This is a genomic window from Serratia sp. T13T92 (assembly GCF_047530105.1).
GTDB classification, from domain to species: Bacteria; Pseudomonadota; Gammaproteobacteria; order Enterobacterales; family Enterobacteriaceae; genus Chania; species Chania fonticola.
The window spans coordinates 359453-379727 of record NZ_JBLJAK010000001.1 but is presented as its reverse complement, the minus strand read 5'-3'; the positions used below and the strand labels follow the sequence as shown (position 1 = coordinate 379727).

The 20275-nt window shown below is 53.9% G+C and carries 19 protein-coding genes and 1 other annotated feature; of the genes, 16 read left to right on the top strand and 3 right to left on the bottom strand.

Annotation, left to right across the window (positions count from 1 at the left end; genetic code table 11):
* Position 1 precedes the first annotated feature (1 nt).
* From ACMV5I_RS01685 to ACMV5I_RS01670, 4 genes are all read left to right on the top strand, one after another.
* Positions 2–1786: a GMC family oxidoreductase gene (locus ACMV5I_RS01685; protein ID WP_202727199.1), complete on the top strand. Its 1785-nt coding sequence runs from the start codon at positions 2–4 to the stop codon at positions 1784–1786.
* A gap of 11 nt (positions 1787–1797) precedes the next feature.
* On the top strand, positions 1798–3132 hold the full coding sequence (locus tag ACMV5I_RS01680) for a cytochrome c (RefSeq protein WP_186580298.1): 1335 nt from the start codon (positions 1798–1800) through the stop codon (positions 3130–3132).
* 782 nt (positions 3133–3914) lie between these two features.
* On the top strand, positions 3915–4799 hold the full coding sequence (locus tag ACMV5I_RS01675) for a PHP domain-containing protein (RefSeq protein ID WP_121606699.1): 885 nt from the start codon (positions 3915–3917) through the stop codon (positions 4797–4799).
* Positions 4800–5154: 355 nt separating this feature from the next.
* The gene (locus tag ACMV5I_RS01670; protein WP_414823507.1) at positions 5155–6438 is read left to right on the top strand and encodes an HAAAP family serine/threonine permease; all 1284 of its coding nucleotides are present in this window, start codon (positions 5155–5157) and stop codon (positions 6436–6438) included.
* A 37-nt stretch (positions 6439–6475) separates the two neighbouring features.
* Here the strand turns inward: ACMV5I_RS01670 and ACMV5I_RS01665 are convergent, their stop codons facing one another.
* From ACMV5I_RS01665 to ACMV5I_RS01655, 3 genes are all read right to left on the bottom strand, one after another.
* Positions 6476–7162 carry a MarC family NAAT transporter gene (locus tag ACMV5I_RS01665; RefSeq protein ID WP_202671059.1) on the bottom strand — a complete coding sequence of 229 codons (687 nt, stop codon included), beginning with the start codon at positions 7160–7162 and terminating at the stop codon, positions 6476–6478.
* Between the two features lie 72 nt (positions 7163–7234).
* Positions 7235–8599, bottom strand: a complete 1365-nt coding sequence (locus ACMV5I_RS01660) for an MATE family efflux transporter (RefSeq protein WP_024485854.1) — start codon at positions 8597–8599, stop codon at positions 7235–7237.
* Positions 8600–8676: 77 nt separating this feature from the next.
* Positions 8677–9255, bottom strand: coding sequence for a DUF2239 family protein (locus tag ACMV5I_RS01655; RefSeq protein ID WP_414823506.1), 579 nt, complete (start codon positions 9253–9255; stop codon positions 8677–8679).
* 304 nt (positions 9256–9559) lie between these two features.
* Here ACMV5I_RS01655 and thrS point away from each other — a divergent pair, with 304 nt between their 5' ends.
* The 12 genes from thrS (at position 9560) to btuD (ending at position 20062) form a co-directional block, all read left to right on the top strand.
* Positions 9560–11488 (top strand): threonine--tRNA ligase, encoded by a 1929-nt coding sequence (thrS, locus tag ACMV5I_RS01650; RefSeq protein WP_021178149.1) that lies wholly within the window; start codon positions 9560–9562, stop codon positions 11486–11488.
* Positions 11489–11491: 3 nt separating this feature from the next.
* Positions 11492–12043, top strand: a complete 552-nt coding sequence (gene infC / locus ACMV5I_RS01645) for a translation initiation factor IF-3 (RefSeq protein ID WP_071683678.1) — start codon at positions 11492–11494, stop codon at positions 12041–12043.
* Positions 12044–12140: 97 nt separating this feature from the next.
* Positions 12141–12338 carry a 50S ribosomal protein L35 gene (rpmI, locus tag ACMV5I_RS01640; protein WP_024485856.1) on the top strand — a complete coding sequence of 66 codons (198 nt, stop codon included), beginning with the start codon at positions 12141–12143 and terminating at the stop codon, positions 12336–12338.
* 43 nt (positions 12339–12381) lie between these two features.
* On the top strand, positions 12382–12738 hold the full coding sequence (gene rplT / locus ACMV5I_RS01635; RefSeq protein WP_004963673.1) for a 50S ribosomal protein L20: 357 nt from the start codon (positions 12382–12384) through the stop codon (positions 12736–12738).
* A 112-nt stretch (positions 12739–12850) separates the two neighbouring features.
* Positions 12851–12975, top strand: a sequence feature (Phe leader region).
* On the top strand, positions 12857–12901 hold the full coding sequence (gene pheM, locus ACMV5I_RS01630) for a pheST operon leader peptide PheM (protein WP_121608962.1): 45 nt from the start codon (positions 12857–12859) through the stop codon (positions 12899–12901). It overlaps the preceding feature by 45 nt.
* 139 nt (positions 12976–13114) lie before the next feature.
* Positions 13115–14098 (top strand): phenylalanine--tRNA ligase subunit alpha, encoded by a 984-nt coding sequence (pheS, locus tag ACMV5I_RS01625; RefSeq protein ID WP_021804595.1) that lies wholly within the window; start codon positions 13115–13117, stop codon positions 14096–14098.
* A 14-nt stretch (positions 14099–14112) separates the two neighbouring features.
* Complete coding sequence (gene pheT / locus ACMV5I_RS01620; RefSeq protein WP_174332858.1) at positions 14113–16500, top strand: phenylalanine--tRNA ligase subunit beta; 2388 nt, start codon at positions 14113–14115, stop codon at positions 16498–16500.
* Positions 16501–16504: 4 nt separating this feature from the next.
* Entirely contained in the window at positions 16505–16801 is a 297-nt protein-coding gene (gene ihfA / locus ACMV5I_RS01615) for an integration host factor subunit alpha (RefSeq protein ID WP_004943604.1), read from the top strand.
* A gap of 235 nt (positions 16802–17036) precedes the next feature.
* Entirely contained in the window at positions 17037–17486 is a 450-nt protein-coding gene (locus ACMV5I_RS01610) for a DUF2502 domain-containing protein (protein WP_414823505.1), read from the top strand.
* A 174-nt stretch (positions 17487–17660) separates the two neighbouring features.
* Positions 17661–18668, top strand: coding sequence for a vitamin B12 ABC transporter permease BtuC (btuC, locus tag ACMV5I_RS01605; protein ID WP_414823504.1), 1008 nt, complete (start codon positions 17661–17663; stop codon positions 18666–18668).
* 70 nt (positions 18669–18738) lie between these two features.
* On the top strand, positions 18739–19290 hold the full coding sequence (locus ACMV5I_RS01600) for a glutathione peroxidase (protein ID WP_414823503.1): 552 nt from the start codon (positions 18739–18741) through the stop codon (positions 19288–19290).
* Between the two features lie 16 nt (positions 19291–19306).
* Positions 19307–20062: a vitamin B12 ABC transporter ATP-binding protein BtuD gene (gene btuD / locus ACMV5I_RS01595; protein WP_414823502.1), complete on the top strand. Its 756-nt coding sequence runs from the start codon at positions 19307–19309 to the stop codon at positions 20060–20062.
* Positions 20063–20275 lie beyond the last annotated feature (213 nt).

Here is a 20275-nt window from a genome sequence, read left to right as displayed (position 1 = left end):
TATGGCAACGGTAATGAAGAAGCAGGATGTGGTGATCGTCGGTTTTGGTTGGGTTGGTGCCATTATGGCCAAGGAGTTGACCGAGGCCGGGCTGAACGTGGTGGCGCTTGAGCGTGGCCCGATGCGCGATACCTACCCAGACGGTTCCTACCCGCAGGTGATCGATGAACTGACCTATAATATCCGCCGCAAGCTGTTCCAGGACCTTTCCAAAAGTACGGTGACCATCCGTCACAACACCAGCCAAACCGCAGTGCCTTATCGCCAGTTGGCGGCTTTCCTGCCGGGCACCGGCGTGGGCGGAGCTGGGCTGCACTGGTCTGGCGTGCATTTCCGTATCGATCCTATCGAGCTGCGTATGCGTAGCCATTATGAAGAGCGCTACGGCAAAAGCTTTATTCCAAAAGACATGACGATCCAGGATTTTGGAGTGAGCTACGACGAGCTGGAGCCGTTCTTCGATAAGGCCGAGAAGGTATTCGGCACCTCAGGCACTGCCTGGTCGGTGAAGGGGCAGTTGGTGGGTAAAGACAAAGGCGGAAACCCCTTTGCACCAGACCGCTCCGACCATTTCCCACTGCCAGCGCAGAAGAACACCTTCTCCGCGCAGCTGTTTGAAAAGGCCGCGCGTGACGTGGGTTATCACCCTTACAATCTGCCCTCTGCCAATACGTCAGATTCCTACACCAACCCCTATGGCGCGCAGATGGGGCCTTGTAACTTCTGCGGTTATTGCAGCGGTTATGCCTGCTACATGTATTCCAAGGCCTCGCCAAACGTCAATATCTTGCCAGCACTGCGTATGGAGAAGCGCTTTGAGCTGCGCACCAACGCTAACGTGCTGAAAGTTAACCTGACCGCTGACAAAAGCCGGGCGACCGGGGTCAACTATATCGATGCCCAGGGGCGCGAGATTGAACAACCTGCCGATCTGGTGATCCTAGGTGCCTTCCAGTTCCACAATGTGCATCTGATGCTGCTCTCCGGTATTGGCAAACCTTACGATCCACAGACCGGCGAAGGGGTGGTTGGGCGTAATTTTGCCTACCAGAACATGACTACCATCAAAGCGTTCTTTGATAAGGACGTCCACACCAACCCGTTTATTGGCGCGGGCGGTAACGGCGTCGGCGTGGATGATTTCAACGCGGATAACTTTGACCACGGCAAAGAGGGCTTTGTCGGTGGCTCACCGTTCTGGGTCAACCAGGCGGGTACCAAACCGATCTCCGGCCTGCCAACGCCTCCTGGCACTCCAGCCTGGGGCAGTAAGTGGAAAGCTGCGGTGGCGGATGCCTATACGCACCATGTCTCTATGGATGCGCATGGCGCGCACCAGTCCTATCGTAGCAACTACCTCGATCTCGATCCGACCTACAAGAACGTCTTTGGCCAACCGCTGCTACGCATGACCTTCGACTGGCAGGAAAACGACATCAAGATGGCGCAGTTTATGTTTAACAAGATGGCCCCGATCGCCAAGGCGATGAACCCGAAACTGATTTCCGGCAGCCCGAAAAACGCCAACAGCCATTTCGATACCACCAGCTACCAAACTACGCATATGAACGGCGGTGCGGTGATGGGAGAAGATCCCAAGACCAGCGCGGTAAACCGTTATCTGCAAAGCTGGGACGTGCATAACGTGTTCTCGATCGGCGCATCGGCCTTCCCGCAGGGGCTAGGCTACAACCCGACCGGCACCGTTGCCGCGTTGGCCTACTGGTCTGCCCGCGCCATTCGCGAGCAGTATCTGAAAAACCCAGGCCCATTGGTGCAGGCATGAGGAGGCGAGTGATGAAAGCTTTGGTTCCCGCACTGGTTCTCAGTGCACTGAGTTTTTCCGTATTGGCGCAAGACGCGACGGTCAGCAGCGAATTGCTCAAACGCGGTGAATATCTGGCACGTGCCGGTGACTGTGTGGCCTGCCACACCAATGGCAAAAGCGGCGTGCCCTTTGCTGGTGGTTTGGCGATGGAAACGCCGATTGGCACTATCTATTCCACCAACATCACCCCGGACAAAACCACCGGTATTGGCGATTACAGTTTTGAAGATTTCGACAATGCGGTACGCAAAGGCGTCGCCAAGAACGGCAGCACCCTGTACCCGGCGATGCCATATCCTTCGTTTGCGCTGGTGAAAGAGGAGGATATGCGTGCCATGTATGCCTATTTCATGCACGGCGTGCAGCCAGTCGAACAAGCGAACCAAGACTCCGATATTCCCTGGCCGCTGTCCATGCGTTGGCCACTGCACATCTGGCGTTCGATGTTTGCACCAACACCGGCCGATTTTGCGGCCAACGCCAACGCCGATCCGGTTATCGAACGTGGCCGCTATCTGGTCGAAGGGTTGGGGCACTGTGGTGCATGCCATACGCCACGTAGCCTGACCATGCAAGAGAAGGCGTTGAGCAATACGGAAGGGGATGATTACCTGTCCGGCAGCAACGCGCCGATCGACGGTTGGGTGGCATCCAGCCTGCGTGGCGACAATAAAGATGGTTTAGGCACCTGGAGCGAGAGTGAACTGACCGAGTTCCTGAAAACCGGCCGCAACGATAAGTCGGTGGTATTTGGTGGCATGAGCGACGTGGTCGAACATAGCCTGCAATATCTCAGCGATGAGGATTTGACCGCGATTGCCCGCTATCTGAAAACCTTGCCGCCGAAAGACGGTAAACAGCAGGCCGCCCCGGTTGAAGACAGCGTCGCCAAAGATTTGTGGCGTGGTAACGACAGCAAGCCCGGCGCCGCGCTGTATGTCGATAACTGTGCCGCTTGCCATCGTACCGATGGAGTTGGTTACAAGCGTGCCTTCCCGGCGCTGAAGGGCAACCCGGTGGTGCAGACCGAAGACGCGACCTCGCTGATCCACATTGTGCTGGTCGGCAATACTACTCCAGCGGTGAAAGGGGCGGTTTCCAACCTCACCATGCCACCGTTTGGCTGGCGCTTGAACGACCAGCAGGTAGCGGACGTGGTGAATTTTATCCGTTCCAGTTGGGGTAACAACGCCAAAGCCATCAGTGCCTCCGATGTGGCTGACGTGCGTAAGGATCGTTCAATAATTCGCGATGAGAAGGCGATGGGCAGCTCTGCTGTCCCAGAGCCAGTAGGTGCCAAGTAATCTTCCCAAGGGCCTCGTTCGGGGCCCTTTAATTATCTTAATTATCCTTAAATAAGTTAGATTTGTTAATCATTTCATGGTGTGTGATTTTTAATCACCTTTAACGGTGCATTCCTGGGGTTTTAAACTATTTGATCTGAGGTTGTTACCATGTCTGCGATATATTGCACTTCATATTTGTGCTATGTCGCTGTTATTGATTGGGTTGTTGTAATTTCATTTATTGGTGAATAAAAATTCCATTAATGTTATTAATGTTATTAATGTTATTAATGTTATTAATGTTAATCGCAAGGGAGCGTTGAAATCAAAGGGAGGCTATGGGCGTGATGGTAATAGTTTTATTGATGGTGGTGTACATTTCCATTGCTTTTGAGGTTGATAGACGTAAGCGTATCTGTATCAGTCTTGGTCGAAAATATACCTACAGAAAGCGCATCAAGTTCAAAAGGAAATGTGCGAGGTTAATCGATACGCTGCTTTTTCGAACATGATGTGTTGCGGTTTGCCATCTTTGGCAAAAAAAGCAGATTTCATCAGGTGAAATGCCCCGGAAAAGTGGGGCATTTTAGATGGATGACCAAGTAGCCGCAGTTATTTGACATCGTCAATGCCTGTTAACAGTCTGCATCGTTACCGATCTCGTCAACATGTCGATCTACACCCCGTGAGCAGACCCACGCTTTTGTGATCCCGACGATAAAAAGTGTCAAATCCACTGTATGCAGTCAGGGGCGGCTTTAGTATGGTCTTGGTTTGAGCATTCGCCAAAGGACATTGCCATGGAAAAAATCGACCTGCATATGCATTCCAACTACAGCGATGATGCAGACTTCCCGGTTGAGACGGTGATTGCACGCTGCCTGGCCAACGGCATCAGTACGTTGGCGGTGACCGACCATAATAATGCCAACTCGGTGCCGGAAGCCAAGGCGCTGGCATCGTCCAGCCTCAATGTCCTGTCTGGTATCGAGATCGACTGCACCTTCGCTGGGCGCAACTTCCACCTGTTGGGCTACGGGTTTACCCCCAGCAATGACTTTGTTGAAATCTATAACAATTTCAGTGCCATTCAACGGGAACTGACGCCGCAAAAGTTTGCCAAGCTGCGTGGATTGAAATTCCATCTGGATGAGCAACGCCTGGAGCAGGTATGCGGTGGCGCTATCCCGCAGGAAGAGCAGATGGGCGAGGTGATACTAGAAGACCCACGTAATGATGGGCATCCGTTGCTGATGCCTTATCGCCCCGGTGGTGAAAGAGCTGATATGCCGTTAATCAACTTCTACTGGGATTTCTTTGGCCCAGGGAAGGTGTGCTATATGCCGGTCACCTATCCCGCCATGAGCCGCATGGTGGAGGTGATCCGCCATAATGGGGGGATCCCGATCCTGGCGCATATCGGTGCCAACGTTAAACAGGATCATACCCAAGTCATAGATGAAATGTTGAAGATTGGTGTGATGGGGGTCGAAGTGTTCTCAAGCTATCATTCACCCGAATTGGCCAGCCAGCTGTATGAGTTTACCGTTGGTCGTTCAGCTTTTGTTACCTGCGGCAGTGATTTCCACGGGCGTAACAAGCCAAAAATAGAAGTAGGGCAATGTGCTTATGGCCCGCAGCATATCGGCGAAATACGCCGGTTTGTGGCCGCCGCCAGCGCCTAGGCATTGTTTCATTCCATATGGCTCGTGAGCGGCATCGGCTGCTCACGAAGCGCGCAGTTAACCGCCGAAATATAGACCATTCCAGAGATTTTCTTTATCCTTTGCCGTCCTTTTATCAGGTAGGTGAACTTCTACCCTATGGATTTCAAGTTGCAGCTAGGCGACAAGCTTACTCATCCCCAGGAGCTTACTTTTGTAAGTGACTGGGGTGAGTAAGTGCAGGTAACAACGCTGCAATTTGAAAGACGACGGGTATTTCTCGCCATTAATATCCTGTTTTACATAAACATTCTACGGAGAAGGGAGTTTCCGTCGGGCGCAATCGTTGGCGCTGTAGATTAAGGTAAGCTGTCTCATGAGTACGATTTCTCCAGATCATGGCAGGTTGGCCATTGCACAACCTGCCAAATGGAACAAGACCGACACCGTCTGGATGTTCGGGCTTTACGCCACGGCCGTGGGTGCCGGCACCTTGTTTCTGCCGATCAATGCCGGTCTGAATGGCCCGCTGGTGCTGTTATTGATGGCACTGTTCGCTTTCCCTCTGACCTATTTACCCCATCTGGCGCTAACCCGCTTTGTCCTTTCCGGCTCCAGCCGTGATGGCAACATTCAGGACGTGGTGGTCGAGCATTTCGGCGTGTTAGCCGGCAAGATCATTATGGTGCTGTACCTGATGGCGTTTTTCCCCATCGTGCTGGTCTACAGTATTTCCATCACCAACGCGTTGGACAGCTTCCTGACTCACCAATTTCACTTCGCCCCGGTACCCCGCATCTGGCTGAGTTTGGCGGTGGTGGTGGTGCTCAATCTGGTGCTGTTGCGTGGAAAGGATACGATCGTGGCCGCGATGGGCGTTCTGGTATTCCCATTGCTGGTGTTTCTGATCGGGATTTCGCTGTATCTGGTACCCACCTGGCAGACCGAGAACTTTGTCAGTGGTTTGGCCAATACCCAATTTGACAGCCCCGAGCTGTGGCATTCGCTGTGGTTGGCGGTCCCGGTGATGGTATTTTCCTTTAGCCATGCGCCGATCATTTCGTCGTTCGCTTCCACCCAGAACAGCTTATACGGTGACAAGGCCGAGCGCCGTTGTGCGCGGATTATGCGTTACAGCTACCTGCTGATTTGCGTCACCGTGTTGTTCTTCGTGTTCAGCTGCGTGCTGAGCCTTTCGCACCAGGAGATGGAGCAGGCGAAAGCGCAGAACATCACGGTGTTGACCACTTTGGCCAACAAGTTCTCCAACCCGCTGATAGCTTATCTTGGGCCGGTGATGGCGATGTTGGCGATGGCAAAGTCCTATCTTGGCACGTCATTAGGCGTAACCGAAGGAGCAACCAGTCTGATTGATGGGCTAACACGCGCCGTTGGCAAGCCGCTAACTGCCGTCACAACTCATCGTATTTCCGGCGTGGTGCTGTTCTTGCTGACCTGGGCGGCCACCGTCTGGAATCCGAGCGCCCTGCATATCATTGAAACCATCAGTGGTCCGCTAATTGCGGTGATACTGTTTATTTTGCCGATGTATGCGGTGCGCGCGGTTCCGGCTATGCGCCGTTACCGTGCCTTGAGTAATGCCTTCGTACTGGTGATGGGGCTGATTGCGCTTTCCGCTTTAATTTACGGTTTGGCATAGAGATCAAATTGGCCCCGCGACTGCGGGGCCGGTTGGGTCAGGCAACAGGTACGTAGGTAGAGATCAGCTCCAACACGCCGTTAATAATAAACTGCACGCCCATGCACACCAGCAGGAAGCCCATCAGGCGCGAAATGGCCTCGATACCGCTTTCGCCAACCAGTTTCATGATCGCCGTGGAACTGCGTAAACAGACCCACAGAATGATCGCTATCGACAGGAAAATGGCCACCGGTGCGGCCAGCAGCACCCAGTGGGCAAAGCCCAGCGTATTTTCGTGGACGCTGGATGCGGTGCTGATGATCATGGCGATAGTTCCCGGCCCGGCAGTACTTGGCATGGCCAGTGGGACAAAGGCGATATTGGCCGAGGTTTTCTTGTGCAGTTCTCTGCTTTTGGATTCTACCTCTGGTGCTTCATCGGCACTTTGCTGCGGAAACAACATGCGAAAACCGATAAAGGCGACAATCAACCCCCCGGCGATCCGCAGGCCGGGGATGGAAATCCCAAAAGTGCTCATCACTAGCTGACCGGCATAGAACGCCACCGTCATGATGCAGAACACGTAGACCGAAGCCATCAGCGACTGATGGTTGCGCTCTTCGTTGGTCATATTTCCCGACAGACCAAGCAGCAACGCCACGGTGGTGAGCGGGTTGGCCAGCGGCAACAGTAGGGCTAGCCCCAGCCCGATGGCCTGAAACAACTGCAGAATACTCGACATAAAACAAACCCCAGCAAGAGAATGAAATGGGGGCGCAGTCACTACGCCCAAAAAGTATTGTGACTATCAGCGTCAGACCAGACGCTCAATTTTTCTGTGTCGCCATACCAACCTATAGAACGTTGTCTGCAATGCCAGCATTGTCAAATAGGCGATAGGGAACGCCATCCATACCCCCTCTAATCCGAAGTGATTGCTGAGCAGATAGGCCGCTGGCAACTGTACGGCCACGATGCAGAGAATGGAGATCGTCACCGGTACCAACACCACGCCGCTGGCGCGCATGATGCCGCCGACAATCGCCTGGAAACCAAATACCAGCATGCTCCACAGCATGATATGCAATAAATGCTCCGCTTCTGCCAATACTACCGGGCTGGTCAGGAACAAGCCCAGCAGCCAATGTGACAACAGATAGACGAGAATAATCAACGAACCGGTCAGCCAGAGGTTGATATACAACCCGGTACGCAAAATGGGGGCAATGCGTTCGGTTTTGCCAGCGCCGATGGCCTGAGCACCCAAAATAGAGGCGGTGATGGCAATCGACAGGGCAGGGAATTGCACATAGTTAACGATCTGTGTCACTGCGCCGTAGGCTGCCGTAGCATCCGAACCGTGGCGGTTGACCAACGTCAGGATGATCAATTCAGAGATAGAAATTACCACCATTTGCAAACCGGTAGGCAGGCCAATACGTAAAACTTTGCGTAGTACCACCGTATCCAGCTTGAGCGCGGCCAGCATCGCCCGGTCGGGAGCCAGCACGTGTTTTTTGCGGCGCAGGCGCAATGTCAGATACACCATCGCCAGTGCGTTACCGACCATACCCGCCAGAGCCGCGCTCTGTATGCCCATGGGGGCAAAGCCCAGCCAGCCACGGATCAGGGCCGGGGTGAGCAGCAAGCCGACGATGGTAGACAGCAGTAGGGCCAAGAGTGGCGAGACCGTATCGCTGACGCCGCGCAGCAACTGGGTGAACAACACAAATACCAGCAGTAACGGCATAATCAGCATCATGATGCGGGCGTAAGAGACCGCCTCTTCCAGCACGTCAGCTGGTGTGCCTAGCGCTTGTAGCGCCTGGCGGGCAAACAGGCTGCCAAATACCGCCGCCAGTAAGCCAAGCGTCACGCCCAGCATCAAGGCCGTACCGGCAATGGTTTTGACTTTTTCTGGTTCATTCGCGCCCCATGCCTGCCCAATCAGCACCGAGGCACCGGCACCAACGCCAATCACCAGTGAAATAAAGAAGAACACTACCGGGAACATACCGGAGATGGCGGCCAGCGCATGGGTGCCGAGCATCTGGCCGATATAGATGCCGTTCAGCGTGCCTGAAAATCCTTGCAGGAAGTTGGACAGCACCATGGGCACCAAAAAGATCAGATAGATGCGCCAAAGCGGTGGCTGCTTGTGCTGCGGACGAGTTTGCATTTAATCGTTTTTCCTGCGCTTTAAAGGCGTGTAAAGAGCTCCAGTGATACTGAGACTCATATTTAGGGGCACCGCAATCACTGGGGGAATGCATCTCGGGTCATCCAGGCCAGATGTACCTGAATATCGGCAGGCCAGTGCGCAATTCGCTCGGCAAACAGTTTACCATCGTGGCCAAACAGTGCGCGCGTGGCCTCTTCATAGCCTGGCAAAGCACCGGCGATGGCGCTCATAAAGCGGTAGCTGTTCTCTTTGATGCGGCGCTCATTGTCTTGCTCGATCGTAGTACGCCGGGCTTCATCAACCAGGCGACGTAGTGCCGCAGAGGCTCCACCACGCTGTTGTGCCAGCCATTCCCAATGACGGGGCAGGAGGGTCACTTCGCGGGCTACTACGCCGAGCTTGGGCCGACCAACTGAGGGCTGAGCTGCCGGTTCGCTGTCAAGCTCAGCGACATCGCCACCAGGCTGAGGCCAAACGTAGCCTGCTGGCCAAGGGTAATCCACCTGGGAGCCGGTGGCATCATCAAACACTAACAGCCCACCGGCAGTAAGATCCATCGCAGCAAGCGCTTGAGCGACATCGGCATAAGACCCGACAGCCACTCGTTGATGCTGCAAGAAGGCGGTGCAGCTTGGCGTACTGATAGTTTTCATGTGCTTTATACCCGGGTTAAATTGTTTTACCCGGGTAATTTGGCTGAATTACCGTGGTAAGTCAAGTGCGATCAATTATGCCGCAGGGTAAACTGCGCTTTATTTATCCTCCACAGTTTTAATGTTACTATTCGCAAGGCTGTGAACAGCCACTGGAGGTTCGCGTGTTACTAACGGACCAAGTTGTGCGTCAATCTGGCAATTGTGGGCGAGATATGACGCATAACTGACTCAACACTAACCAAAATATCTGTACTGCATGTGATCTGTCGTGTGGGTCACCACTGTAGATAAGGAATTATGAATGCCTGTTATTACTCTTCCTGACGGAAGTCAGCGTCAATACGACCATGCCGTTTCCCCGATGGATGTTGCCCGTGATATTGGCCCTGGCCTTGCCAAAGCCTGTATCGCCGGCCGCGTTAACGGTGAACTGGTCGATGCCAACGATGCCATTGAAGCCGATGCACAGCTGGCCATCATTACTATCAAAGATGCCGAAGGCCTGGAAATCATGCGCCACTCCTGTGCGCACCTGCTGGGTCATGCGATCAAACAGCTGTGGCCAGACACCAAAATGGCCATTGGTCCGGTGATCGACAACGGTTTTTACTATGATGTTGACCTCGACCATACCCTGACGCAGGAAGATCTGGATCTGCTGGAGAAGCGGATGCATGAATTGGCCGACAAAGATTATGACGTCATCAAGAAAACAGTGAGCTGGCAGGAAGCCCGCGACACCTTCGCAGCCCGTGGCGAAAGCTACAAGGTGGCGATTCTGGATGAAAATATCAGCCATGACGATCGCCCAGGCCTGTATCATCACGAAGAATACGTGGATATGTGCCGTGGCCCGCATGTGCCGAATATGCGTTTCTGCCACCATTTCAAACTGCAGAAAACCTCCGGTGCCTACTGGCGTGGCGACAGCAAAAACAAAATGCTGCAACGTATCTACGGCACTGCCTGGGCAGACAAGAAGCAGCTGAACGCCTACCTGCAACGCCTGGAAGAAGCGGCCAAGCGTGACCATCGCAAGATCGGCAAGCAGCTCGACCTGTATCATATGCAGGAAGAAGCCCCTGGCATGGTGTTCTGGCATAACGACGGCTGGACCATCTTCCGCGAACTGGAAGCCTTTGTGCGCATGAAGCTCAAAGAGCACCAGTATCAGGAAGTGAAAGGGCCGTTCATGATGGACCGTGTGCTGTGGGAAAAAACCGGCCACTGGGAAAACTACAAAGACGCCATGTTCACCACTTCTTCAGAGAACCGTGAATATTGCATCAAGCCGATGAACTGCCCGGGCCACGTGCAGATCTTCAACCAGGGCCTGAAGTCTTACCGTGATCTGCCGCTGCGTATGGGCGAGTTCGGTAGCTGCCACCGTAACGAACCATCAGGTTCGCTGCATGGCCTGATGCGTGTGCGTGGCTTCACCCAGGACGATGCCCATATCTTCTGTACCGAAGATCAGGTGCGTTCCGAAGTGAACGACTGCATCAAAATGGTCTACGATATGTACGGTGTCTTTGGCTTCGAAAAGATTGTGGTGAAATTGTCCACCCGTCCAGAGAAGCGCATTGGGACTGACGAAATGTGGACTCGAGCCGAAAACGATCTGGCCGCTGCGCTGACTGAAAACGGGATTCCGTTTGAATATCAGCCGGGTGAGGGCGCTTTCTACGGACCAAAAATTGAATTTACCTTGCATGATTGTTTGGATCGCGCATGGCAATGTGGTACCGTGCAACTCGATTTCTTCTTACCGGGCCGTTTAGGCGCGTCGTATGTTGGCGAAAACAACGAACGCGTGGTCCCTGTAATGATACACCGTGCTATTCTTGGCTCCATGGAGCGCTTCATCGGTATCCTTACCGAAGAATATGCCGGTTTCTACCCAACCTGGATTGCTCCAGTGCAGGTAGTGGTGATGAATATCACCGACAGCCAGTCTGATTACGTCCAGCAATTGACCAAAAAACTGCAAGATGCAGGCATTCGGGCAAAAGCGGACTTGAGAAACGAGAAGATTGGCTTTAAAATTCGCGAACATACTTTACGACGGGTTCCATACATGTTGGTGTGCGGTGATAAAGAGGTCGAATCAGGCAAAGTTGCCGTTCGTACCCGCCGTGGCAAAGACCTGGGGAGCCTGGACGTACAAGAAGTCGTAGACAAGCTGCTACATGAGATACGCAGCCGAAGTCTTCATCAACTGGAGGAATAAAGTATTAAAGGCGGAAAACGAGTTCAACCGGCGCGTCCAAATCGCATTAACAAAGAAATTCGCGCGCAAGAAGTTCGCCTAACCGGCGTCGATGGCGAGCAGATTGGTATTGTCAGTCTGAATGAAGCTCTTGAAAAAGCTGAGGAAGCGGGTGTTGATTTAGTAGAGATCAGCCCAAATGCCGAACCGCCAGTTTGCCGGATCATGGATTACGGCAAATTCCTCTACGAGAAGAGCAAGTCGACAAAAGAACAGAAGAAGAAGCAAAAAGTTATCCAGGTTAAGGAAATCAAATTCCGTCCTGGCACCGATGATGGCGACTATCAGGTCAAACTACGCAACCTGATTCGCTTTCTGGAAGACGGCGATAAAGCCAAGATCACCCTGCGTTTCCGTGGGCGTGAAATGGCGCACCAGCAGATCGGTATGGAAGTGCTTAACCGCGTCCGTAAAGACCTGTGTGAAGATATTGATCTGGCAGTGGTCGAATCTTTCCCAACAAGGATCGAAGGCCGTCAGATGATTATGGTGCTCGCACCCAAGAAGAAACAGTAAGGCTTCCAAGTAATCGAACCCACGCCGTGCAAGCGTGCGTGGGTTTTATTCGCCTCACTGATTCGTTGTTTAACAATGCGAAGTGGATTTAATTAACATGCCAAAGATTAAAACTGTACGTGGTGCAGCCAAGCGCTTCAAAAAGACCGGCAGCGGTGGTTTTAAGCGCAAACATGCTAACCTGCGTCATATTCTGACCAAAAAAGCAACCAAGCGTAAACGTCATCTGCGTCCGAAAGGCATGGTGTCTAAAAACGATCTGGTCCTGGTTATCGCGTGCCTGCCGTACGCATAAGCCACTTTTTTTGAATCTAGAATAAGACTTTAGGAGAGAGCATATGGCTCGCGTAAAACGTGGTGTAATTGCACGCGCACGTCACAAGAAAATACTGAAACAAGCGAAAGGTTACTACGGTGCCCGTTCGCGCGTTTATCGTGTTGCCTTCCAGGCAGTAATCAAAGCAGGTCAGTATGCTTACCGTGACCGTCGTCAACGTAAGCGTCAGTTCCGTCAGCTGTGGATTGCACGTATCAACGCAGCTGCTCGTCAGAACGGCTTGTCTTACAGCAAATTCATTAACGGCTTGAAAAAAGCTTCTATTGAAATTGACCGTAAGATCCTGGCTGACATCGCAGTATTCGACAAAGTGGCCTTTGGCGCACTGGTTGAAAAAGCGAAAGCAGCACTGGCGTAAGCTAGTTGAAAAGAGGGAGCTTGCTCCCTCTTTTACTGTTTGTTCCCAATACAGATATTGACTTTTTTGGCTGGCGCTTTAACACTGGTTGCCACTCTATCGACAAGGTATCACCAACATGCACGCTGTTATTTTCCGCTTCTTTTTTTACTTTAGCGCCTGACTTCAGGAGGCTTTGCGCGTAAGAAAAGAAACGGAAAGTAGCGCCCAAGCCTCCCAAGTGGAGGCTTTTTTGTTTTTGGCCACCTTCTGCGCCTTTCGGGCCCGCGGCACTTGCTTGGCTACGGCTTGAAATTCTTTGAAGATCAACCAAAGGCGTGTTGGAATAATAGATAACAATTACTTAGGGCCACAAGGCCAGAGGAAGAGGAAAGCAATGTCACATCTCGCAGAGCTGGTTGCCAACGCCAAGGCAGCCGTAGAAGATGCCCAAGATGTTGCCGCGTTGGATTTGGTACGCGTCGAATATTTTGGCAAGAAAGGTCATTTTACCTTACAGATGCAGTCCCTGCGTGAAGTGCCAGCGGAAGATCGCCCGGCAGCCGGGGCGGTGATCAACCAGGCAAAACAGGAAGTTCAGGATGCGCTGAACGCGCGTAAGAACGCGTTGGAGTCTGCGGTGCTGAACGCTCGCCTGGCGGCGGAGACCATCGACGTCTCGCTACCGGGGCGTCGCCTGGAGAACGGTGGCCTGCACCCTGTCACTCGCACCATCGATCGTATCGAAACCTTCTTTGGCGAACTGGGCTTCTCGGTTGAGACCGGCCCGGAAATCGAAGACGATTACCATAACTTCGACGCGCTGAATATCCCTGGGCATCACCCGGCGCGCGCCGACCACGATACCTTCTGGTTTGACGCGACGCGCCTGCTGCGTACCCAAACTTCTGGCGTGCAGATCCGCACCATGAAGAACCAGCAGCCACCGATCCGCATCATCGCACCGGGCCGCGTGTATCGTAACGACTACGATCAGACGCATACCCCGATGTTCCACCAGATGGAAGGGCTGATCGTCGACAAGGACATCAGCTTCACCAACCTGAAAGGGACGCTGCACGATTTCCTGAACAACTTCTTTGAAGAGGACCTGCAGGTTCGTTTCCGTCCTTCCTATTTCCCGTTCACCGAACCTTCTGCCGAAGTGGATGTAATGGGCAAAAACGGCAAGTGGCTGGAAGTGTTGGGTTGCGGCATGGTGCACCCGAACGTACTGCGCAACGTGGGCATTGACCCTGAAATCTATTCCGGCTTTGCCTTCGGTATGGGTATGGAGCGCCTGACGATGCTGCGTTACGGCGTCACCGACCTGCGTGCGTTCTTCGAAAACGATCTGCGTTTCCTCAAACAGTTTAAGTAAGGCGGGAATATCACATGAAATTCAGTGAACTCTGGTTGCGCGAGTGGGTAAACCCGGCCATCAGCAGCGAAGCATTATCCGATCAAATCACCATGGCTGGCCTGGAAGTAGACGGCGTTGAGCCGGTGGCTGGCGTGTTCAACGGCGTAGTCGTGGGCCACGTGGTGGAGTGCGGTCAGCACCCGAACGCCGACAAACTGCGCGTCACCAAAGTCGATGTGGGCGGTGAACGCCTGTTAGACATCGTTTGTGGCGCGCCAAACTGCCGTGCTGGCCTGAAAGTAGCCGTTGCTACCGTCGGTGCCGTGCTGCCGGGCGACTTCAAAATCAAGGCCGCCAAGCTGCGTGGCGAGCCTTCTGAAGGCATGCTGTGTTCGTTCTCCGAACTGGCGATTTCAGACGATCATGACGGCATCATTGAGTTGCCGCAAGATGCGCCGATCGGCACCGATATCCGTGACTATCTGCAATTGAACGATAGCGCGATCGAAATCAGCGTCACGCCGAACCGTGCCGATTGCCTGGGCATCATTGGCGTCGCGCGCGACGTTGCCGTGCTGAACCAACTGCCGCTGACCGAGCCGGATATGAGCCCGGTTGCTGCCACCATCACCGACACCCTGCCAATCCGTGTAGAAGCCCCTCAGGCCTGCCCACGTTACCTTGGCCGCGTAGTGAAAGGCATCAACGTGAAGGCACCTTCACCGCTGTGGATGCGTGAGAAACTGCGCCGCGCCGGTATTCGCTCGATTGATGCCGTGGTTGATGTGACTAACTACGTGCTGATGGAGCTAGGCCAGCCAATGCACGCCTTTGACCTCAATCGTATTGAGGGCGGTATCGTGGTGCGTATGGCTCACGAAGGTGAAACCCTGCGCCTGCTGGATGGTAACGAAGCTAAACTGCAGGCAGACACCCTGGTGATTGCCGATCAGCAAAAAGCGCTGGCCATGGGCGGCATCTTTGGTGGTGAGCACTCTGGCGTGAATGACGAAACCCAGGATGTGCTGCTGGAGTGTGCTTTCTTCAGCCCGCTGTCGATTACTGGCCGTGCTCGCCGTCATGGCCTGCATACCGATGCTTCACATCGTTACGAGCGTGGCGTAGACCCGGCACTGCAACATAAGGCGATGGAGCGTGCCACACGCCTGCTGATTGACATCTGCGGTGGTCAGGCTGGCCCAATCATTGACGTTAGCGATGAGAGCACCTTACCGAAGCGAGCCACCATTGCGCTGCGCCGTGAAAAACTGGACCGTCTGATTGGCCACGTGGTGCCAAGCGAGCAGGTGAGCGATATTCTGCGCCGCCTGGGTTGCCAGGTTACCGAGCAGGGCGACAACTGGCTGGCGGTGGCGCCAAGCTGGCGTTTCGATATGGAGATCGAAGAAGATTTGGTGGAAGAAGTGGCCCGTGTCTATGGCTACAACAACATCCCGGATGTGCCAGTGCGCGCCGATCTGGTGATGACCAAACACCGCGAATCCGATCTGACCCTGAAGCGCGTGAAGACCATGTTGGTCGATCATGGCTATCAGGAAGCAATTACTTACAGTTTTGTTGACCCGAAAGTGCAGGCGTTGCTGCACCCAGGTGAAGAAGCCCTGATCCTGCCAAGCCCTATCTCGGTAGAGATGTCCGCGATGCGTCTGTCACTGTGGACCGGCCTGCTCTCGGCGGTGGTATACAACCAGAATCGCCAGCAAACTCGGGTGCGCCTGTTTGAGAGCGGGCTGCGCTTTGTCCCTGATACTGCGGCAAATCTGGGTATCCGCCAGGATGTCATGCTGGCTGGCGTGATTGCCGGGCATACCCATGATGAGCATTGGGATCTGGCAAGAAAGCCAGTGGACTTCTATGATTTGAAAGGGGATCTGGAATCGGTATTGGAGCTGACCGGTAAATTATCCGAAATTCAGTTCAAGGCAGAGTCCAACCCCGCCCTGCATCCTGGGCAAAGTGCGGCCATTTATTTACACGGCGAACGTGTCGGTTTCATCGGTGTGGTTCACCCAGAACTTGAACGTAAACTGGATCTTAACGGCCGTACTGTGGTATTCGAATTGGAGTGGAACAAGCTCGCAAGCCGCGCCGTGCCTCAGGCCCGTGAGGTTTCTCGCTTCCCTGCAAACCGCCGCGATATCGCCGTTGTAGTGGCTGAAAACGTCGCCGCAGAAGATATTTTGGCAGAGTGTAAGAAAGTTGGCGCAAATCAGGTAGTTGGCGTAAACTTGTTTGATGTGTACCGTGGCAAGGGCGTAGCTGAGGGTTATAAGAGCCTGGCTATCAGTCTGGTGTTGCAGGATACCGCCCGTACACTGGAAGAAGAGGAGATTGCCGCTACCGTTGCAAAATGTGTAGAGGCTCTAAAACAGCGATTCCAAGCATCCTTGAGGGATTGAACCTATGGCGCTTACTAAAGCTGAAATGTCAGAACACCTGTTTGAGAAGCTAGGGCTTAGCAAACGGGATGCCAAAGACCTGGTAGAACTGTTCTTTGAAGAGGTCCGTCGAGCTCTGGAGAATGGAGAACAGGTCAAGCTGTCTGGTTTTGGCAATTTTGATTTGCGAGACAAGAACCAACGTCCGGGACGCAACCCGAAAACCGGTGAGGACATTCCGATTACGGCGCGCCGCGTGGTCACTTTCCGTCCGGGACAGAAACTGAAAAGCCGGGTGGAGAACGCCAGCCCGAAAGAGTAGGTTACACAACGCCAAAAAGGCCGCGCAAGCGGCCTTTTTCTTTGGTGCTGCTGGATCAAACTTGTAGGGGCGCTGCATGCTGCGCCCGTTCAGCCGCACGTCGCTTCACCACAAAAGCCGTGTAGGTATTGCGTAAGGAAAGTGAAAGCGATCTGAAAATCGGCTTTGCACCAATAGGCGTGCCAGGATGGCCTTGATATAACCGAGCCAGCTTTAAATAAAGGGAAATTGCTTAATGAAAAAGATCCTGTTGCTGGTGTGTTTACCGCTGCTGCTGCCGATGGCGGCTCAGGCAGACGTCTCTATTGATATCAACGTACCGGGTGTTTCGCTGCATCTTGGCGATCAGGATAAGCGGGGTTACTACTGGGATGGCTACGACTGGCGTCCACCGCAGTGGTGGCATGAGCATCAGGGGCGTGGCATAGGGGAGCGTAATGACCGCGGCCTGTATTGGGACGGTGGCCGCTGGCAACCTGCTCCTGAACGCGGTAATGAACAGCGTGGCGGTAATCCTTTCCGTGGTGAACGTCATGACAATGGCAATTCGCAAAAAAAACAGCAGGACAATGGCGGCCGTGAAAACGAGCACGATCGTGGCAACGATCATCAGCGGGGCAACAGCGATAACGGCAATGGGCAGGGCAAACCTTATCCAGCCAAGGGCAACAACTCACAGCGTTAATTAATCTCACGGAGGTTGGTATTGCCATCATCGCCTTGATGACCGGCAGTGCCAGCCGCTGTTTTCCCCGCCATTCGCTCACTCAGTCCTTCCCCTAAGCGCCCGAACCTCCTACTATTTGCTGCAAGACGTTATTTTCAGGCCGCTATCGGCCAGTAGGGAAGTTGTGTAGTTATGCCGAGCAGTCAGACCTTCACTTTGTTACAACAGCATCAACACCGCCGCGATAAACGCTATTTGACCTGGCTGACGCTGGGCGTCGTGTTGGCATTTGCCTTCAGCCTGAGCGCCGGGGACCTGTGGCTCTGGCCTGCGCAGTGGTTGAGTGAGCCTGCACAGCTGTTTGTCTGGCAATTGCGCCTGCCACGAGCGCTGGCGGTGATGCTGGTGGGGGCAAGCCTGGCGGTGGCCGGGGCGGCGATGCAGGCTCTGTTTGAGAACCCGCTGGCGGAGCCTGGACTGCTTGGCGTATCCAACGGTGCCGGATTGGCGCTGGTGCTGACGGTGCTGTTTGGTAACGGCCTGCTGCCGGTAGCACTGATGAGCATGAACGCCATCGCTGGCGCCCTGGTGATGACCTTCCTGTTGCTGATTTTTGCCCGCCGTCGTCGGTTGAGCAACGCACGTTTGCTGCTGGTGGGGGTAGCGCTGGGGATTGTGTGCAGCGCGATTATGACCTGGGCCGTCTATTTCAGTTCGAGCCTCGACCTGCGGCAGCTAATGTACTGGATGATGGGCGGTTTCGGCGGGGTGGATTGGCGGCAGAAATGGCTACTGTTAGCCCTGTTGCCGGCGCTGCTGTGGCTATGCGCGCAAGGTAAGGTGCTGAACTTGATGGCCCTTGGCGAAATGCAGGCCCGGCAGTTGGGTCTTTCCCTGCACGTATGGCGTAATCTGCTGGTGCTGGCCATCGGCTGGCTGGTGGGCACCAGCGTGGCCCTGGCGGGCGTGATAGGCTTTATCGGCCTGGTGATCCCGCATATTTTGCGCCTCAGCGGTTTGACCAACCAACGTTACCTGCTGCCTGGCTGCGCCTTGGCAGGCGCGGGCGTATTGTTAGTGGCGGACGTGGTGGCGCGGATTGCGCTGTTTTCGGCGGAGTTACCCATCGGTGTGGTCACTGCTACGCTGGGGGCCCCTCTTTTTATCTGGTTACTGGCGCGGACAAAAAGCGTAAGGTAAACCGGCTGCCGGTAATGCCCGGCGGCGTTTTTCTGTCTCACCTGCAAATAAAACCAAAGGAAAACATCTGATGAGCAACCCCATTTATGCCATTCCCCTGCAAACCATTGAGAACCAATCTACCACGCTGAACGCTTATGCCGGCAAGGTGCTGCTGGTGGTCAACGTAGCGTCGGAATGCGGCCTGACCAAGCAATACGAAGGTCTGGAAAAGCTTTATGAAACCTGGCGTGAGCAGGGTTTTGCGGTGTTGGGCTTCCCCTCCAATGAGTTTCTTGGCCAGGAGCCGGGCAGCAATGAAGAGATCCTGGCGTTTTGCCGTGGCACCTTTGGCGTCCAGTTCCCAATGTTTGCCAAAATCGAAGTCAATGGTGAGGGCCGTCATCCGCTGTATCGGGAACTGATTGCCGCACAGCCAGAGGCCGTCGTACCAGAAGGCAGTGGTTTCCTGGAGCGGATGAGCAGCAAAGGTTGTGCGCCGAAGCACACCGGCGATATCCTGTGGAACTTTGAGAAATTCTTGATTGGCCGTGATGGTCAGGTGATCCAACGCTTCTCGCCGGATATGACGCCGGAAGAGCCACAGGTGTCCGAGGCCATCAAACAGGCTTTGGCCAAGTAAAGGAGCAAACAGAACCATGCTGCAACTCAGTGAGGTAGGGGTAGAAGGGCGATTGGTGCCGTTTTCTGGGCAGATCGCCGCTGGGTTGCAGGTGCACCTGATCGGCCCTAACGGCGCAGGTAAGAGCACGTTGTTGGCCAGATTGGCGGGAATGTTGCCAGGGCTTGGCGAAGTTCGGCTGTCTGGGCGTTTACTGGAAGCGTATACGGGGAATGAACTGGCAAGGCACCGGGCTTATCTGTGTCAGCAGCAGCCTCCGGTTGCGCTAATGCCGGTATTTCAATATCTCGCCTTACATCAGCCCGCCGGGGCGGAAGAAAGCGAGCTGGAAAAAGCCATCCTGTATTTGGCACGTAGCCTAAAACTGGCGGATAAATTATCCCGCATGTTGACTCAACTCTCTGGGGGGGAATGGCAACGGGTGCGGCTGGCCGCAGTGTTGTTACAGGTTTGGCCGACGGTCAACCCGCTTAGCCAATTACTGCTGCTCGATGAACCGACCAACAGTCTGGATGTGGCGCAAAAGGTGGCGCTCGATCGCCTGCTGCGCGAATTTTGCCAAAGTGGCCGCAGCGCCCTGGTCTGTGCTCATGATCTCAATCATACCTTGCAACAGGCCGATCGGGTCTGGTTGCTGCAATCAGGACGGTTGGTGGCCGAGGGGGGCACCCACGAGGTAATGGAGCCGGGGTTATTATCCAAGGTATATGACGTGGATTTTCATCTGCAGGCGGTGGGAGAACAGCGCTGGATTATTACTAAAACGGCCTAGCGATGTTTAGACGTTTTTTAACCGATAAAACGGAGATTAAACGAAAAGTAAACGTGCTCGATATAATTACCCAATAAGGGTACAAATCCTGCGGCTAAACTCACAAAATAACATGGTAAATCCACGATTACCTGCTAGGCTAATCGGGTTGAAAGAAATTAAGTAAAAAATTATAACAGCATAACTTAATGATTATGCGTCTAATTATTTTTT

Excerpts from the sequence above, each read along its gene's own strand:
- ACMV5I_RS01680 (WP_186580298.1), top strand. The coding sequence starts at position 1,798 with ATGAAAGCTTTGGTTCCCGCACTGGTTCTCAGTGCACTGAGTTTTTCC.
- ACMV5I_RS01655 (WP_414823506.1), bottom strand. The coding sequence starts at position 9,255 with ATGAAAACTATCAGTACGCCAAGCTGCACCGCCTTCTTGCAGCATCAA.
- ACMV5I_RS01665 (WP_202671059.1), bottom strand. The coding sequence starts at position 7,162 with ATGTCGAGTATTCTGCAGTTGTTTCAGGCCATCGGGCTGGGGCTAGCC.
- btuC (WP_414823504.1), top strand. The coding sequence starts at position 17,661 with ATGCCGAGCAGTCAGACCTTCACTTTGTTACAACAGCATCAACACCGC.
- btuD (WP_414823502.1), top strand. The coding sequence starts at position 19,307 with ATGCTGCAACTCAGTGAGGTAGGGGTAGAAGGGCGATTGGTGCCGTTT.
- ACMV5I_RS01685 (WP_202727199.1), top strand. The coding sequence starts at position 2 with ATGGCAACGGTAATGAAGAAGCAGGATGTGGTGATCGTCGGTTTTGGT.
- ACMV5I_RS01600 (WP_414823503.1), top strand. The coding sequence starts at position 18,739 with ATGAGCAACCCCATTTATGCCATTCCCCTGCAAACCATTGAGAACCAA.
- ACMV5I_RS01610 (WP_414823505.1), top strand. The coding sequence starts at position 17,037 with ATGAAAAAGATCCTGTTGCTGGTGTGTTTACCGCTGCTGCTGCCGATG.
- ACMV5I_RS01660 (WP_024485854.1), bottom strand. The coding sequence starts at position 8,599 with ATGCAAACTCGTCCGCAGCACAAGCAGCCACCGCTTTGGCGCATCTAT.
- pheS (WP_021804595.1), top strand. The coding sequence starts at position 13,115 with ATGTCACATCTCGCAGAGCTGGTTGCCAACGCCAAGGCAGCCGTAGAA.
- rplT (WP_004963673.1), top strand. The coding sequence starts at position 12,382 with ATGGCTCGCGTAAAACGTGGTGTAATTGCACGCGCACGTCACAAGAAA.
- thrS (WP_021178149.1), top strand. The coding sequence starts at position 9,560 with ATGCCTGTTATTACTCTTCCTGACGGAAGTCAGCGTCAATACGACCAT.
- pheT (WP_174332858.1), top strand. The coding sequence starts at position 14,113 with ATGAAATTCAGTGAACTCTGGTTGCGCGAGTGGGTAAACCCGGCCATC.
- ACMV5I_RS01670 (WP_414823507.1), top strand. The coding sequence starts at position 5,155 with ATGAGTACGATTTCTCCAGATCATGGCAGGTTGGCCATTGCACAACCT.
- rpmI (WP_024485856.1), top strand. The coding sequence starts at position 12,141 with ATGCCAAAGATTAAAACTGTACGTGGTGCAGCCAAGCGCTTCAAAAAG.
- ihfA (WP_004943604.1), top strand. The coding sequence starts at position 16,505 with ATGGCGCTTACTAAAGCTGAAATGTCAGAACACCTGTTTGAGAAGCTA.
- ACMV5I_RS01675 (WP_121606699.1), top strand. The coding sequence starts at position 3,915 with ATGGAAAAAATCGACCTGCATATGCATTCCAACTACAGCGATGATGCA.